The organism is Elusimicrobiota bacterium (genome assembly GCA_041660185.1).
In the GTDB taxonomy this organism is placed as follows: domain Bacteria; phylum Elusimicrobiota; class Elusimicrobia; order 2-01-FULL-59-12; family 2-01-FULL-59-12; genus JBAZWU01.
The window spans coordinates 436,904-453,167 of sequence record JBAZWU010000001.1 but is presented as its reverse complement, the minus strand read 5'-3'; the positions used below and the strand labels follow the sequence as shown (position 1 = coordinate 453,167).

General features: G+C 56.2%; 17 protein-coding genes. 16 read left to right on the top strand and 1 reads right to left on the bottom strand.

From position 1 onward, the window contains the following. The first annotated feature begins 11 nt into the window (after nt 1-11). Genes rfbA through WC859_02115 form a run of 13 tightly spaced genes read left to right on the top strand, consistent with a single transcriptional unit; the run spans nt 12 to nt 12,178 of the window. Nucleotides 12-887 carry a glucose-1-phosphate thymidylyltransferase RfbA gene (rfbA, locus tag WC859_02175; protein MFA5974957.1) on the top strand — a complete coding sequence of 292 codons (876 nt, stop codon included), beginning with the start codon at nt 12-14 and terminating at the stop codon, nt 885-887. Beyond that, nucleotides 884-1,444 (top strand): dTDP-4-dehydrorhamnose 3,5-epimerase, encoded by a 561-nt coding sequence (rfbC, locus tag WC859_02170; GenBank protein MFA5974956.1) that lies wholly within the window; start codon nt 884-886, stop codon nt 1,442-1,444. Before rfbA ends, rfbC begins: the two co-directional genes overlap by 4 nt. 46 nt (nt 1,445-1,490) lie before the next feature. Continuing rightward, nucleotides 1,491-2,429: an SDR family oxidoreductase gene (locus WC859_02165; GenBank protein ID MFA5974955.1), complete on the top strand. Its 939-nt coding sequence runs from the start codon at nt 1,491-1,493 to the stop codon at nt 2,427-2,429. Further along, on the top strand, nt 2,426-3,439 hold the full coding sequence (rfbB, locus tag WC859_02160) for a dTDP-glucose 4,6-dehydratase (GenBank protein ID MFA5974954.1): 1,014 nt from the start codon (nt 2,426-2,428) through the stop codon (nt 3,437-3,439). The genes WC859_02165 and rfbB overlap by 4 nt, the downstream gene beginning before the upstream one ends. Beyond that, a complete protein-coding gene (gene rfbD, locus WC859_02155; protein ID MFA5974953.1) occupies nt 3,436-4,329 on the top strand; it encodes a dTDP-4-dehydrorhamnose reductase in 894 nt (297 codons plus the stop codon). Before rfbB ends, rfbD begins: the two co-directional genes overlap by 4 nt. Then, on the top strand, nt 4,326-5,630 hold the full coding sequence (locus tag WC859_02150; GenBank protein ID MFA5974952.1) for a UDP-glucose/GDP-mannose dehydrogenase family protein: 1,305 nt from the start codon (nt 4,326-4,328) through the stop codon (nt 5,628-5,630). Before rfbD ends, WC859_02150 begins: the two co-directional genes overlap by 4 nt. A 14-nt stretch (nt 5,631-5,644) precedes the next feature. Beyond that, entirely contained in the window at nt 5,645-6,583 is a 939-nt protein-coding gene (locus WC859_02145; GenBank protein MFA5974951.1) for a UDP-glucuronic acid decarboxylase family protein, read from the top strand. Next, the gene (locus tag WC859_02140) at nt 6,580-7,689 is read left to right on the top strand and encodes a DegT/DnrJ/EryC1/StrS family aminotransferase (GenBank protein MFA5974950.1); all 1,110 of its coding nucleotides are present in this window, start codon (nt 6,580-6,582) and stop codon (nt 7,687-7,689) included. The genes WC859_02145 and WC859_02140 overlap by 4 nt, the downstream gene beginning before the upstream one ends. 5 nt (nt 7,690-7,694) lie before the next feature. Further along, nucleotides 7,695-8,465 (top strand): glycosyltransferase family 2 protein, encoded by a 771-nt coding sequence (locus tag WC859_02135; protein ID MFA5974949.1) that lies wholly within the window; start codon nt 7,695-7,697, stop codon nt 8,463-8,465. A 29-nt stretch (nt 8,466-8,494) separates the two neighbouring features. Then, nucleotides 8,495-9,508 carry a GDP-mannose 4,6-dehydratase gene (gene gmd / locus WC859_02130; GenBank protein MFA5974948.1) on the top strand — a complete coding sequence of 338 codons (1,014 nt, stop codon included), beginning with the start codon at nt 8,495-8,497 and terminating at the stop codon, nt 9,506-9,508. A gap of 1 nt (nt 9,509) precedes the next feature. Further along, nucleotides 9,510-10,469 carry a GDP-L-fucose synthase gene (locus WC859_02125; protein MFA5974947.1) on the top strand — a complete coding sequence of 320 codons (960 nt, stop codon included), beginning with the start codon at nt 9,510-9,512 and terminating at the stop codon, nt 10,467-10,469. Nucleotides 10,470-10,521: 52 nt separating this feature from the next. Continuing rightward, the gene (locus WC859_02120; protein ID MFA5974946.1) at nt 10,522-11,286 is read left to right on the top strand and encodes a glycosyltransferase family 2 protein; all 765 of its coding nucleotides are present in this window, start codon (nt 10,522-10,524) and stop codon (nt 11,284-11,286) included. Nucleotide 11,287: 1 nt separating this feature from the next. After that, nucleotides 11,288-12,178 (top strand): class I SAM-dependent methyltransferase, encoded by an 891-nt coding sequence (locus WC859_02115; protein ID MFA5974945.1) that lies wholly within the window; start codon nt 11,288-11,290, stop codon nt 12,176-12,178. Here the strand turns inward: WC859_02115 and WC859_02110 are convergent. Then, nucleotides 12,121-13,704 (bottom strand): hypothetical protein, encoded by a 1,584-nt coding sequence (locus WC859_02110; protein MFA5974944.1) that lies wholly within the window; start codon nt 13,702-13,704, stop codon nt 12,121-12,123. The two genes, WC859_02115 and WC859_02110, sit on opposite strands and share 58 nt — an antisense overlap. Before the next feature lie 145 nt (nt 13,705-13,849). On the opposite strand from WC859_02110, the gene pseF reads away from it, so the two are divergent. The 3 genes from pseF to pseB all read left to right on the top strand — a co-directional run bounded on the left by pseF (nt 13,850) and on the right by pseB (nt 16,249). After that, nucleotides 13,850-14,563, top strand: a complete 714-nt coding sequence (pseF, locus tag WC859_02105) for a pseudaminic acid cytidylyltransferase (GenBank protein MFA5974943.1) — start codon at nt 13,850-13,852, stop codon at nt 14,561-14,563. Nucleotides 14,564-14,670: 107 nt separating this feature from the next. Continuing rightward, entirely contained in the window at nt 14,671-15,252 is a 582-nt protein-coding gene (locus WC859_02100; GenBank protein MFA5974942.1) for a winged helix-turn-helix transcriptional regulator, read from the top strand. Next, on the top strand, nt 15,239-16,249 hold the full coding sequence (gene pseB / locus WC859_02095) for a UDP-N-acetylglucosamine 4,6-dehydratase (inverting) (protein MFA5974941.1): 1,011 nt from the start codon (nt 15,239-15,241) through the stop codon (nt 16,247-16,249). Before WC859_02100 ends, pseB begins: the two co-directional genes overlap by 14 nt. Nucleotides 16,250-16,264 lie beyond the last annotated feature (15 nt).

The following is a 16,264-nucleotide window of genomic DNA, read 5'->3' as shown; positions in this document are numbered from 1 at the left end:
CATTCCTCACTATGAAAGGCATCATTCTTGCAGGGGGGACGGGCAGCCGGTTGTTTCCGCTCACACGCGCGGTGAGCAAGCAGCTCATTCCTATTTATAACAAGCCGATGATCTACTACCCGCTTTCCAGCCTCATGCTGGCCGGCATCCGGGACATCCTGGTGATCACAACCCCTCATGAACAGGACGGGTTTAAACGCCTCCTTCAGGATGGCCGATGGATCGGGCTCAACATCTCTTACGCCACGCAGGCCGCTCCCCGAGGGATTGCGGAGGCGTTTCTGATCGGCCGGGAGTTTATCGGAAAAGACTCCGTCGCCCTGATTCTGGGGGATAACATTTTCTACGGCCACGGTTTTTCAGAAGCCCTTCAGAAGGCCCGGGAGAAAACAACCGGCGCCACGGTTTTTGCTTACCAGGTCAGCAACCCTGAACAATACGGGGTGGTTGAGTTCGACAAAAACGGCCAGGCGATCAGCCTGGAAGAAAAACCCATTAAACCCCGCTCGCCTTTTGCCGTGACCGGGCTGTACTTTTACGACAACCGGGTCGTTGACATCGCGGCCCACTTGAAACCCTCGGCGCGGGGAGAACTTGAGATTACTCACGTGAATGAGACCTATCTGAAAAACAAAGCCCTTCAGGTGGTCATGCTGGGCCGTGGAACGGCGTGGCTGGACACCGGCACGCACGACTCCCTGCTGCAGGCCGCCAATTTCATTCAGACCATTGAAGCCCGCCAGGGATTACAGGTCGCCTGCCTGGAGGAAATCGCCTACCGCCTGGGTTATATCACGGCGGACCAGGTCCGGCAACTCGCTGATCCGATGACCAAAAACGATTACGGCCAATACCTCCTGGACATGCTGAACAAACCTGATCAATGAAATTTATAAAAACGCCGCTGCCGGGCGTTATTTTGATCGACCCGCATGTTTTCTCGGATAGCCGGGGATTTTTTTTCGAGACCTACCGGGCAAGCCTTTTTGCTGAAAACGGCATCCCGGACCCCTTCGTTCAACACAATCACTCCAAATCATCGAAAGGCACACTGCGCGGACTGCACGCGCAACTCAAGCACCCTCAGGGAAAGCTGGTCAGAGTCCTCGCCGGAGAAATTTATGACGTTGCGGTGGATGTCCGACGGGGTTCACCCACGTACAAAAAATGGTTTGCGCTCACTCTTTCTTCGGATAACTTTAAGATGCTCTATATCCCGCCCGGTTACGCCCATGGTTTCTATACCCTCAGCGATATCGCTGAAGTGGAGTATAAGGTCACTGATTTCTATGATCCGGACAGTGAACTGCGACTTCTGTGGAATGACCCTCAGATTAACATTCAATGGCCAGGGCAACAACCGGTCCTGTCCGCGAAAGATGCCGCCGCGCAATCGCTCGCGGCGCTCGAACCGTTTTTGCCCGTCTACACCACCGTCAAATAATCTCCAAATAATGTAAAATGGCGCTACTTCTTAAGGAGTTTTTGAAATGAAGGCTTTGGTTACCGGCGGCGCCGGATTCATCGGGTCGCATATTGTCGAAGCGCTGGTTCGGCGTGGCGATACGGTCCGCGTCCTCGATAATTTCAGCACCGGGAGCAAAGAGAATCTCGCCCCGGTTTTCAAGCGCATTCAACTCATCCAGGGGGACCTGCGTCACGAGCGAGACCTCCGCCGCGCGGTCCAGGGTGTAGACTATGTCTTTCATCTCGCAGCCTTGCGCTCGGTTGAACGCTCTATCCACAACCCAGCCGCTACCAATGACGTTAATGTAAGCGGGACATTGCACCTGCTTCAGGCCAGCCGGGAGGCCAAGGTCAAACGTTTGATCTATTCGTCCTCTTCATCTGTTTACGGCGATAATAAGACTTTCCCTCAACCGGAAGATTTGCGCCCGTCGCCTTTATCACCCTATGCCGTTTCAAAACTGGCCGCGGAAATGTACTGTATCGTTTTTGCAAAGACCTTTGGGTTGGATACGGTCTGTCTGCGTTATTTCAACGTGTTTGGTCCGCGCCAACATCCTGACTCACCGTACGCGGCAGTTATCCCGAAATTCATGCAATCGGCGCTCATGGGGAACCCGTTGGAAGTCCACTGGGACGGACGGCAGTCGCGGGATTTTACCTATGTCGAAAATGTGGTCCAGGCCAGTCTTCTAGCTGCCGTCTCGCCTGCGGCATCTGGAGAGTTTTTCAATGTGGCTTGCGGCGCGAACAATTCTCTTTTGGACATCATTCGGGTTTTGGAGCACCTGATTGGACATCCGCTAAAGCGACACATTTTACCCCGTCGAGCCGGAGACATTCGCAAAACGTGGGCCGACATCCGAAAAGCGAAAAAGATTCTTGGATACAAACCCCGCGTCAGCTTTGAAGAAGGATTGCGGCGAACGTGGGAGTGGTTCATCGAAAAGAGACCGTCATGAAGCTTCTCGTGACCGGCGGCGCCGGGTTTATCGGCTCGCATTTCATCCGTCACATGATGAGCCGTCGGGATATCGAGCTGATCCTGAACCTGGACAAGCTCACCTACGCCGGCCACCTCGACAACCTGCGCGAGTTTTCCAAAAACAAACGCTACCGTTTTATCCGAGGGGATATCGCCAACGCCTCGCTCGTGGAACGGCTGGTGAAGGGAATGGATGCAATCATTAATTTCGCGGCGGAAACGCATGTGGACCGTTCCATTCAAGACGCGGCGCCTTTTTTAACCACCAATGTCATCGGAACCCAGGTGCTTCTGGAAGCGGTTCGCAAAGCCAAGACACCAAAATTTCTCCAAATTTCTACCGATGAAGTTTATGGCGACGTTTTGAAAGGGGCTTCCCTCGAAACCGATTCTTTAGAACCCTCGAGCCCCTACTCCGCCAGCAAAGCCGCGGCCGATCACTTGGTACTGGCGTATCGCCGCACCTTCGGCGTGCCGGTCCTCATCACCCGCGCGGCCAACAATTACGGCCCTTATCAATATCCGGAGAAGTTTTTGCCGCTGTTTATCACGCATGCGCTGCTCGGCCAGCCGCTCCCGCTTTATGGGGACGGCCTCAACGTCCGCGACTGGCTGCACGTTTCGGATCATTGCACGGGAATTGAAAGGGTGTTGCGGCGCGGACGATTGGGGGAGATTTACAACATCGGCACCGGAAAGGGAACCACCAACCTGGCGGTTGTCAAAACGCTGCTGAAGCGTCTGGGTAAACCCGAGTCTTTAATTCGCCTTGTCAAAGACCGCCCCGGCCATGACCGGCGCTATGCGATGTCCATTCAGAAAATGCACAGAGAACTCGGGTGGCGCCCGACGGTTGATTTCCGGCAGGGTCTAAACGATTTAGTGGATTGGTACCTGGGCCATCGGTCCTGGTGGGAACCCATCCTGCGGCGGTGCAGGGTTTATAAGGCTTATCACACCAAACAATACGCGCGGAGGATGGCGTGAAAGTACTTGTGACGGGAGCGGGGGGACTTTTAGGACAGGAGGTCTGGCGCGTCTTCGGCGAACACCATGAGCTTTTCGCCGTCGGACGGAACCAACCGCCGCACGTCGGCACCGCCCAATGGCAATCCGTTGATCTAACCGATGCGGCACACACCTATGCCGCCGTGACACGCCTGAATCCCGACTGGGTCATTCATTGTGCCGCCTATAATAACGTCGACCGCGCGCAAACCCACCCAGACGAGGCGTACCAGGGCAACGCCCTGGCCACGCGCAACCTGGCGCTGGCCTGCCAACGGTTCGATACGGTCCTGATGAACGTTTCATCGGACTATGTCTTTGACGGCCAGTCCGCACCCCAAGACGGATACCGCGAGTTTGATGCGACCCGTCCGATCAACCACTATGGAGAATCCAAACGCTGGGCCGAGCTTTTTGTCGAACAACTGCTCAACAAGTTTTTTATTGTGCGAACGTCCTGGCTCTTCGGACCCGGGCGACCGACCTGGATCGATCAGGTGGCCAGCCGCTCGCAGGATGGCCAACCAATTCAAGCGGCGACCGACCTGGTGAGCGCCCCGACTTATACCCCGGATTTAGCCGAAGGAATGCTTCGTCTGGCGGATAGCCATCATTTCGGCATCGTTCATCTCACAAACACCGGCTTCTGCTCCCGGGTGGAACTGGCCGAGGAAGTGCTCCGGATCCATCGGCGCTCCGGGTATGCAAAACTTCAAAAACTCGCTTTGGCCGATATCCGGTTACCGGCGTCCAGACCTTCTTTTTCCGGGCTTCAAAATCTCGCCTGGCGCATCGACGGATTTCCACCGCTCCGTCCCTGGAAAGAAGCGTTAGAAAAACACTTCTCGAAAGTCAGGATCTCCCTATGAAATCTCAGAATGTCTGCGTGATTGGATGCGGATACGTCGGTCTTGTCACCGGCGCCTGCCTGTCCGAAATTGGCCACCGGGTTGTCTGCGTGGATAATGATCCGGAGAAAATCAGCGCGCTCAAAGCAGGCAAAATCCCCATTTACGAACCCGGGCTGGAGAAGCTGGTTTCCAAAAATGTTAAAGCCAAACGGCTTTCCTTCGCCGGGCAACTGGCCGAGAGCGTTCAAAAAGCCCAGGTTGTTTTTATTGCGGTGGGCACCCCGCCACGCCCCGACGGATCCGCGGACCTGACCTTTATCGAATCGGTGGCCCGCGAGATCGCGCTGAATCTCCGCCATTACACCGTGGTAGCGGAAAAATCCACCGTCCCGGTGGAAACAGGGGAACAAGTCGAACGGACGATCATGCGCTACAACAAAAAACAGATTCCCTTCGATATTGTCTCCAACCCGGAATTTCTGCGCGAAGGCACCGCCATCGAAGACTTCCTGCATCCGGACCGCCTGGTGATTGGCGTGAAATCCAAACGTGCACGGAAAATCATGACGGAGTTGTATGCCCCGCTGAAAGCCAAGATCGTTGTCACGGATCTCAAGAGCGCGGAGATCATTAAACATGCTTCCAACTCTTTTCTAGCAACAAAGATTTCCTTTATTAACGCGGTCGGGCGTGTCTGCGAACTGGTCGGAGCCGATGTCACGCAAGTCGCCGACGGCATGGGACTCGATCCCCGTATCGGCCGGTCTTTCCTGCACGCCGGCATCGGCTTTGGCGGCTTCTGCCTGCCGAAGGACCTCGAAGCCTTTCATTACATTTCCCGCAAGGTGGGTTATGATTTCGACCTGCTCCGGACCGTCAAAGAAGTGAATGAACAGCAACGGGCCCTTTTTGTGAAAAAGATCGAGGAATCGGTCTGGATTCTGAAAGGGAAGACCATCGGTATTCTCGGCATCGCGTTCAAAGCGCATACCGATGACATCCGCTTCGCTCCTTCGATCGACATTATTGAACGCCTCCAGAATCTCGGAACGCGCATCCGCGCGTATGATCCCGTGGCGCAGGAGAAAGCCGAGACCGTCTTGAAGAATGTGACGTTCTGCCGGACGCCCTACGAGACCGCGCAAGGGGCCGACTGCCTGGCGCTCATGACCGAATGGCCGGAATTTAAAACTCTGGATTTCAAACGGATCAAACGCTTGATGACGCATCCTGTCCTCATCGATGGCCGGAACCTCTATGAGCCGGGACGGATACGCGATCTAGGCTTTGAATATCACGACATGGGACGCGTGAAATGAAAGGGGGAGGCGGCATGCGAGTCTTGATTACGGGGGGCGCCGGATTCATCGGAAGTCATTTGTGCGACTTTTTTTTGAAGAAAGGCCACTCGGTTATTGCCGTCGATAATCTGATCACCGGCGATCTGCGGAACATCGAACATCTTTTCGGCCATGACCGCTTCCTTTTCATCCGGCACGATGTCACCAACTTTACCCATGTTCCCGGTCAAGTGGATGCGGTGCTTCATTTTGCCAGTCCTGCCTCACCCGTTGATTATCTGGAGCATCCCATCCCCACCTTAAAAGTGGGAGCACTCGGCACGCACAAAGCGCTCGGTCTGGCTAAAGAAAAGGGAGCTATTTTTCTCTTAGCCTCCACGTCGGAAGTGTATGGCGACCCGCTGGTAAACCCGCAACCTGAAACCTATTGGGGGAATGTCAATCCGATCGGTCCGCGCGGCGTTTACGATGAAGCCAAACGCTTTGCCGAAGCCATGACGGTGGCCTATCACCGCTATCACAAAATGCAGGTCCGCATTGTGCGTATTTTTAACACGTACGGACCGCGCATGCGCCTTAACGACGGCCGCGCCATCCCGAACTTCATCAGCCAGGCGCTGCGCGGCAGGCCGTTGACGATCTATGGCGATGGCTCTCAAACCCGAAGTTTCTGTTATGTTGATGATCTCGTCAACGGCCTCTACAAACTGCTTCTCTCCAGATGCAACGAACCGGTGAATATCGGCAATCCGAATGAGATGACGCTGAACGAGCTTGCGGAAGAAATCCAGCGTTTGACGAAAACGCGAAGCCGCCTTCTCTACCGCCCCCTGCCGGTCGATGACCCCAAGGTCCGTCAGCCGGATATTCGACGAGCACGTCGACTTCTTCACTGGGAACCCCGCGTCGAACTGAGCGAAGGACTCCGTAAAACCATTGAGTACTTCAGGAAAGCGATTAAGACCAAATGAAAACGATCCCCCTCTGCGATCTCGGCCAGGAATACACGCTGATTCGAAAAGAACTGGATCCGCTGCTGGAAAAGATCCTTTCCAGTGGTTCGTATGTGCTCGGACCCGAAAGCGACCGTTTTGAAAAAACGCTGGCCGCCTACTGTGAGGTCCGGCATGCGGTGGGCGTAAACTCCGGTACCGATGCGATCGGGCTCGCGGCGCGTGCGGCCGGTGTCAAACCAGGGGATGAAGTCATTGTCCCCGCCATGACCTTTATCGGCAGCATTGAACCCGTCATCCTTCTGGGCGCCCGTCCCATTTTCGTCGACATCGATCCGGTCACTTATGCTCTGGATGCGGGCGAAGTCCGGAAGAAGATTTCACCCAAAACAAAAGCGATTATTGCCGTTCATTTATACGGGATGCCGGCGGACCTCCTGGCCTTGCAGGCGATCGCCAAGGAAACCGGCGTGACCCTCATCGAGGATATGGCACAAGCCATCGGGTGTGAATTCAATGGCCGCAAGATCGGCAGTTTTGGGACGCTGGCCTGCCTCAGTTTTTATCCAACGAAAAACCTCGGGGCCTGCGGCGATGCCGGAGCGGTTCTCACCTCCGATGAGGAACTGGCGGACCACGTCCGCCAACTCCGGAACCACGGAGCCAAGATCAAGTACCAGCACGAAGAAGTGGCCTATAACACGCGCCTCGATGATATCCAGGCGGCCATTCTTCGCGTGAAGCTCGGTCACCTGGATGAATGGAATGACAGACGGATTCAACTGGCCCGGGAGTATACGCGCCGCCTGGCCGGGCTGCCGGTCACCACACCCAAGGAACTCCCCGGGCGTAAACACACGTATCACGTTTATGCCCTTCAAACACCACGGCGGGATGCGCTGCGGGAGTTTCTCCAGAAGCGCGGGATTTCGTCCGCTCTTCATTACCCGATTCCGCTGCACCTTTTGCCGGCGCTGCGCCCCTACGGAGGCCGGGAAGGGGATTTTCCAAACAGCGAACAATTAGCACGGCAAATGGTCAGCATCCCTCTCTATCCTCACATGACCCTGGACGATGTGGGCACTGTGTCGGATGCCATCCGGGATTTCTTTAAGACCCCTTGACTCTGATGCCGCTCTTATCGATCATCGTCCCGGTTTACAACGAAGAAGCGACGCTGGAATTGCTGATCGACTCGTTCATGAAGGCCCCCTGCCCGATTGATCGCGAGTGGATTTTTATCGACGATAATTCCACTGACAAAAGCCTGACCCTTTTGCAGTCTCTGGCCGCACGGTATTCGTTCCAGGTTCTGGCTCAAGAAACAAATCTCGGAAAAGGTTCCGCGGTGATCCGCGGCATCCGCGAAGCCCGGGGGGATCTGGTGATGATCCAGGACGCGGATTTTGAATATGATCCGCGCGAAATCCCTCAGATTATTCAACCCATCCTTGACGGTAAAGCCGACGTTGTCTACGGAAGCCGTTTTAAACACAACAGCCCGCAGGTGCACCGCACCTATCACTATTTTGTGAACCGGTTGTTGACGATCCTCAGCAATCTCCTGTCCGGGATCTATCTCACCGACATGGAGACCTGCTATAAAGTTTTCAGGGCCGACTTATTGAAGGCCATGAAATTGACCTCCAAACGCTTTGGGATTGAAGTTGAAATGACGGCCTATCTCGCCAAGACCCGGGCGCGCATTTATGAGCTCCCCATCTCCTATTTTCCGCGCACGCGGCTTGAGGGGAAAAAAATCAACTGGCAAGACGGTGTGGCGGCTCTTTACCACCTGCTGCGCTTTAATTGTTTCAGATCACCGGCGGAATGTTTTGACCATCTGCCGGACCATTATCAACCGGGTGATGCTCACGCACCGAAGGCCCATGCGCTATAATTTTCTCAGAAAAATGAAAGAGGACTGACATGGCAAAAAAAGCTCTGATTACAGGAATTACCGGGCAAGATGGCTCCTATTTGGCCGAATTTCTCCTCAAAAAAGGCTATGACGTCTACGGCATTATCCGTCGGTCCAGCTCCTTTAATACCGGCCGCCTCAGCGGAATTTATGTCGATCCCCATCAGCCCAACGCCCAGCTCCATCTGCACTATGGCGATTTGACCGACGGAAGCGCCCTGAATCAACTTTTAAAATTCATCAAACCGGACGAGATCTATCACCTGGGCGCCCAGAGCCATGTGCGCGTCAGCTTTGATATCCCGGAATACACCGGCGATGTGACCGGCTTAGGCGCCCTGCGGCTGCTGGATGCCATCCGGGACAGCGGCGTGCCGACCCGTTTTTACCAGGCTTCCTCCAGCGAAATGTTCGGTTTGGCGCAGCAAACCCCGCAGAGTGAAAAGACGCCCTTTTATCCGCGGAGCCCTTACGGCTGCGCGAAAGTGTATGCCTATTGGATGACTGTCAATTACCGTGAGGCTTACAACATCTTTGCCTGCAACGGGATTCTGTTCAATCACGAGTCGCCTCGACGAGGTGAAACCTTTGTCACCCGGAAAATCTCACGAGGAGTCGCCCGCATCAAAGCCGGGCTCGATCAGCACCTTTATCTCGGCAACCTGAACGCGCAGCGCGATTGGGGTTATGCCCCGGAGTATGTGGAAGCCATGTGGTTGATGCTTCAGCAGGATAAACCGGACGACTACGTGATCGCGACCGGCGAAACGCACACAGTTCAGGAATTCGTCGAAGTAGCCTTCAGTCACGCCGGCCTGAACTGGAAAGACCACGTTAAGATCGATCCCCATTACTACCGCCCGACCGAGGTCGACCTGTTGGTGGGAGACGCCTCAAAGGCCAAGAAGAGTCTGGGATGGTCGCCGAAAGTGCGTTTTAAGGAATTGGTGCAGCTGATGGTCGATGCCGACGTCAAGCGCGTACAACGGGAGCTCACCGGGACGCAAGGCGCAACGCGTTAAAATGCCCGCTAAAAACCTCTCGCCTTTCTGGAAGAACCAGCATGTCATTGTCACCGGCGGGGCCGGATTCCTCGGATCCTTTGTCGTCGAGCAACTCCAGGCGCTGGGATGTCCCGACATCACCGTGCCTCGCAGCCGGGACATCGACCTCCGGCAGGCTCCCGTCATCGAAGCCCTTCTTCAAAAAACAAAACCGACGATGATCATTCATCTGGCCGCGGTCTGCGGCGGCATCGGCGCCAATCAGGCCGAGCCCGGACGTTTTTTCTACGACAACGCCATCATGGGCATTCAACTCATGGAACAGGCCAGGCGTTATGCGGTCCAAAAGTACGTCCAGGTCGGGACCGTTTGCGCCTATCCAAAATTTACACCGGTTCCCTTTAAAGAAACGGATCTCTGGAACGGCTATCCGGAAGAGACGAATGCGCCTTATGGCCTGGCCAAGAAAATGCTCCTCGTTCAGGCACAGGCCTACCGCCAGCAATACGGGTTTAACGCTATTTATCTGCTCCCGGCCAACCTCTACGGGCCCCGCGACAATTTTGACCTGCAGACCAGCCATGTCATTCCGGCCCTGATCCGGAAATGTCTCGAAGCCGTTCAGAACAAACAAGACGTCCTGGAGGTGTGGGGCAGCGGCAAACCCTCGCGAGAATTTCTCTACGTCGAAGACGCGGCGGAAGCCATCCTCCTGGCCGCCGAACGCTATAACGGCGCGGATCCGGTCAACATCGGCGTCGGCCAGGAGGTGACGATCCAGGAACTTGTCAACACGGTCGCCTCCCTCGCCGGATACAAGGGTAAAATCGTCTGGAACACCCGCAAGCCTGACGGCCAGCCCCGGCGCATGTTAGACACGTCCCAGGCGCACAAGGCATTTGGCTTCCAGGCCAGGACTTCCCTGCAGGACGGCTTAAAAAAAACGATCGACTGGTATCTGGCTGCATCGGGAAAATAAAGAGCCTGGCGGCTGAACCTTCCCGACAGAAACGCTGTGATATAATCCTATCGTGTTTACAACTCTGAGTGCCGCCCCTGCTCCGCTGCCGGCTCTTGACGATAGTGAAATCCCACGAGTGAAAACCAGCCGGGTTTCCATTATCATTCCGGTTTATAACGAGTTTTGCCATCTCGCGCATGTGCTGGACAGGGTGCTGGCGGCGCCGCTGGCCCCCGGGCTGGAACGGGAGCTTGTGATCGTCGATGATGGTTCCTCGGACGGAACGACTGAATTGCTTCGAGCCCTGAACCACCCCGAGATTAAGACGCTCCATTGCCCGAAAAACACCGGCAAAGGCTCCGCCATTCGACTGGGGCTCCAACATGTTACAGGAGACGTGGTCGTCATCCAGGACGGCGACACGGAATACAACCCGGCGGAGATCCGGTCTCTTGTCGACCCGATCATTGAGGGGCGGGCGCTCGTCGTCTATGGTTCACGCTTTCTGGGGCACGCCGAAGGGATGCTCTGGCCCTACCGGCTCGTCAATAAACTTTTGGTCCTAGCCGTTCGCCTGATCTACGGAGTGCGGATCACCGATGAAGCAACCGCCTACAAAGCCTTCCACCGCGGGGTCATCCAAAATATTCCCCTCAATTGCCGGCGCTTTGAATTCTGTCCCGAAGTGACCGCCAAAGTGATCCGCCTCGGCATTCCCATCCATGAAGTTCCCATCAGCTACGGTGCCCGGACGGTGGCCGAGGGGAAGAAAGTGCGCTTCTCGGACGCGGTGATGGCGTTCTGGACACTCCTCCGTTATCGATGGTGGCGATGAAATGGAGCCGGCTTCATGCGCTCACTGCGGCGAGGCTCCGGCGCGCCGCGTCTTTGATAAAAGTGGATTTGGCATCTGGCAATGCGGCCGCTGCGGGATGCGCTTTGTTTCTCCACGCTTAAAACCGGCCTCGCTGAACGCGCTCTACTCCGAACCCCGTTATTTCAAGAGTGATAATTCCACCCGTCACGGTTACGTCGACTACTTTTCAGACCGCCCGAATATCACCGCCACCTTTGAACGACGTTTTTTCTGGATGGAGCGCTGGGCCGCTTCCGGGGCGCGCCGGAAGCTGTTGGATATCGGCTGTGCCGCCGGCTTTGCCGTGGAACACGCGCTGAAACAGGGATGGGATGCCTATGGCCTTGAGCCCTCGCGTTATGCCGCGGAGGTTGCCCGCCAATCCCTTGGAGACCGGGTGCGCTGCGGGACGATCGATGACGGCCTCTTTCCGGACGGTTCATTCCAAACCGTCCTTCTTTGGGACGTCATCGAGCATCTTCCGCATCCCCGCAAGGCCCTGGAACAGATCCATGCGCTGCTGGAGCCCGAGGGGTTGCTCTCCGTCATCACCCCTGATTTCAGGAGCCCTTTGGCCAGGGTCATGGGGCGGTTCTGGATGGAATACGCCAAACCCGCGGAACACATTTATTTCTATTCGCTAAAAGTGCTGGAGGCGGCCTTGCGGGAGTGCGGCTTCGACGTCGTTGCAGCGTCTACCGCGGGCAAATATGTCGGGCTGGATTTTCTATTGGAGCGCTTGAGCGCCGTTCTTCCACCGGCCCGGAGGCTGCGCCAGACTGTCGCGCAAAACCGGCTCTCCAAACTTCGGGTCTATATCGATCCCGGGGATAAAGTGTTCCTTCTGGCCCGCAAGCGGCCAACCCCCTGAATCCACAGCCATCCTAGAAGCACATTCGCCAGGACGATACTTCCAAAATATCTCCAATAGCAGCGGAAATCGATACGGTGTTTGTCCAGATACCGTCCGACCGCCGGAGGGGGCGCGCGGTGGCGAAGCTCCGCCAGCTTGAAGACGGCATAAAGCGGTAAAGGCGCCGCGCCGAAACAACGGACCAACTCCCGGGGATGGATGAAGAGTTCATAGACGTTAGCCGAATAGCGGCCGTTTAAGTAATCCTGGTCCAACACCGCCGCCCATTCCGGCCGGACCGGCCCCTCCATCGAGACAGGCCCGTAGACAAGCGTCAGACGACTTTCATCACTCTCGAAAGCGACAAAGTGCGTCAGGCTGATGAAAAGCGCGGCCCCCAGTCCTAAAGTGGAGACCAGACGTAGGCCGCGGTGTCTCTTCATCAGGCTCTCAAAACCGCATGCGGCGGCCACTCCCAGTGCGAGGACGAAGAGGCTCACGTACCGATGCGCATAGGAGCCTCCGTGGCCGATCCAGTTGGCATCAATCAAGAGGCTGGGGAGCGGCGCGAGCAACCAGATTCTGGAGACCGGCCAAAGCTCGCGCCATTTCTGTCGCGGAACAAACAAGGCGAAGAGCAGCCAGGGGAACATCAGAATCAATCCCCAATCCGGACCGGCAAAAAGCCGTCCCAGACGGATACCTTGAGCCCAACCCAGTTGAAAAAGAAATCCCGGGGTGAGGAAGGAAAGCGCGTGCGAAGGAGGAGGAATCCAGTAGCCGAGGTTGATGCGGTTGACCACCATCTGAGGCACCATGGAAACAAAAAAGACGAGGAAGAGGATCGCGAGAGACGGCCATTGACGGCGACGTTCCCAGGCGAGAAGGACAAGGAGTACCGCGATGACCGGCAAATCCTGAAGCCGCGTGGAGAGCACCCCTGCCGAGGCAGTCCCGATCAACCCGTAAATCCAGGGAGATTCATTTCCGTGCTTGAGCCGTTCGATCCCGTAGACGGCGAACAGAAAAAAGAAGGCTTCGGCGCCGTGGGACATCAGAGGCCGCCGGAAGAGGTAATAAGGAAGGACCCCCCCGAAGACCAGGGCCATCGAAAACACAAGCGCTGTTGGAGGACCGACGTAGGATCTCAGAATGGAGAAGAGGAGCCAAAGGAGCGCAGACGCTATAAAAAAATTCGTTGTGGCGGCGCCCAGGCGGAGCCACTGGTCGGCCTCCATGTCCCGCATGCCGAGGGCGGGCTTCAAGCACGGCCCGGCGTATTTAAAAATCAAATACCCCGGCGACCAGAGCAGGGCGGATCCGATTCCACGAATGTTCTTGTGCACCCGGCAGTCCGGGGCCCGAACCCGGGAATACCGATGGTCCCCGAACCAAACGTTCACGTGGTCGAAGTACCCCTCGTCGTCGCCGCTCGGAGCGGTAAAGAAGAGAAAAAGGTCCTGGCTGTAGAGGCGCGAGAAGCCGGCCGAAAATCCGATCGGCATCGCTAAAATGAACACCAGCGTCAAAACGGAGATTCGCATGGTCATGAAATAAAACAGGGGGATTTAATCATTTTAGATGGGCAAACAAAAGGAGTCGGGAGACCAGCGGCGGCCGTCACCTCAGGAGACCCGTGCGGGGGGCTTCATCTGCAGAACAACGAATTAATGTAAAATCGAACCTGCTATGAGAATCGCGATCATCCCGGCGCGCGGCGGAAGCAAACGCCTCCCGAGGAAAAACATCATGGACTTCTTCGGCCACCCCATGATCGGCTACCCGCTTCGCTCCGCCCAGGAGAGCGGCCTGTTCGATAAGATTCACGTGTCCACGGATGATCCGGAGATCTGCGGGGTCGCGGAACGTCTGGGCGTGAAACCCGATTTCATGCGCCCGAAGGAACTGGCCGATGACCAAACCCCCTTGATGCCCGTGCTCCGCTATGTCCTGGCCGAATATGAACGGCGGGGCCAGGCGTACGCCACCATCTGCCTCCTGATGCCCTGCGCTCCGCTCATCGAGGCGGTTGATCTCAAAGCCGCTCACGCCATTTTCTGCCAGCACGACCCCCGCAGGCCGTTGCTGGCGGTCTCCACGTATCCCGCGCCGATTGAATGGGCGTATGAACGTGCCGCAGACGGGCGCCTGGCCCCGGTCCAGCCCGGCCTGTATGCCGTTCGATCGCAGGATCTCAGCCACAAGTATTACGATTCCGGGACGTTTTGTTTTTTCGACCGTTCGCATATCCTGGCCGAGACGCCCGCCTGTGACAAAGATTTTGTTTCCTACGTTCTTCCAAGGTCCAAGGCGGTTGATGTCGATGACGCGGACGATCTTGAAATGGCCAAGGCCCTTTTCCTGGCCCGGAAGGCCGCGGCATCGTCCAAACCGCCCCGCTAACCCCGGACGATTTCATCGCCCGCTCTCCTCATCGTTTCAACCGAATTCCAAATATTTTTCTTGACTGAACATCCGACACCGCTATAATGTTCAAGTTGTGAACATATATGCCAACCCCTAGGCGCCACGCCATCGATTCGTACGATATCCGCGTCCTGAACATCCTGGCGGAGTCCGGCCAGCTCTCCCAGCGCGAGCTCGCGGAGCGCGTCGGGTTATCGCTGGGAATGATCAACCTGCTTTTGCGCCGTCTGACCCTCACGGGCTATATCAAAATCGTCAATCTCGACCGGCGCAAAATGCGGTACCTGCTGACACGGAAGGGACTCCTCGAGAAGACCAACCGCTCCTACCAGTACCTGCTCCGGACCCTGGTGACCTACCGGCAGATCTATGATCGTCTTGAAGCGTTTATTAAGGAACAGATTCAGCAGGGCAAAGACCGTTTTATCGTCAATGGATCCGGCGAAGTGGCCGAAATGGTCAAATTCGTCCTGCGAAACCATGAAGATCGTGTCCGGTTCGACGTGGCCGGTCCCAACAACCGGAGGCTCACACCGCCAGGCGCCGTCGTCCTGCACTGCGACCTGAACAATCAGCCGATCGAGGGCATCTCGGTGCTTGAAGCCGTACTCAAACAATCGTCCTACAAACCCAACGTCAAGGGAGAATCGCATGAATTGGTCTGAACAGATTATCGTCTTAACGGGCGGCACCGGCTCTTTCGGAAAGAAATTTGTCGAAATCATGCTGCGCGATTACCACCCGAAAGCCATCCGCATTTTCAGCCGCGATGAATTGAAGCAATATGAGATGCACAAACAGTTTGATCATCCCTCCCTGCGCTATTTTATCGGGGACGTACGGGACGCCCAGCGCGTTCACCGGGCGCTGGACGGCGCGACGATGCTGATTCACGCCGCCGCCTTAAAGCACGTGCCGGTTTGTGAATACAACCCTTTTGAGGCCGTGAAGACGAACATTCTCGGGGCGGAAAACCTTCTCGAGGCCGCGCTCGAACACCGCATCGCCCGTACGATTTGTCTGAGTACCGACAAGGCGGTCAACCCCACCAACCTCTACGGAGCCACCAAGCTCTGCATGGAGCGCATTTTCATGGCCGCCAATTCCTATGCCGGGACGCATCAAACCCGTTTTTCGTGCGTCCGCTACGGAAACGTCGTCGGGAGCCGGGGCAGCGTCATCCCTTTCTTTCTGAAACAACGGGACAGCGGCCGGCTGACCCTCACCGACCGCCGCATGACCCGCTTCTGGATTACGCTCGAGCAGGGCGTTCGTCTCGTTATCCAGGCAGCCGAAACGATGCATGGCGGGGAAATCTACGTTCCGAAGATCCCCAGCATGCGCATTACCGATCTGGCCCGGGTCATCAGCCCGGATTGCGAAATCAAGGAGATCGGCATCCGTCCCGGCGAAAAGATCCACGAGGTCCTTCTCACGGAAGACGAAGCCCGTCATGCCCTGGAATTCGACGACAAATTCATTATTGAACCTGAATTTCACTGGTGGAACTTCGAGAACTGGAAAGGCGGTAAGCGGCTTCCCGACGGCTTCCGCTACACGAGCGAAAACAACACGGTCTGGCTGAAAAACAAGGAACTCCTGGACATGGTCGAGGAAGTAGCCCAGCAGATGCGGCTCCCGGTCCGGGAAGGTATTTCTTAATATTGGGGACACCCC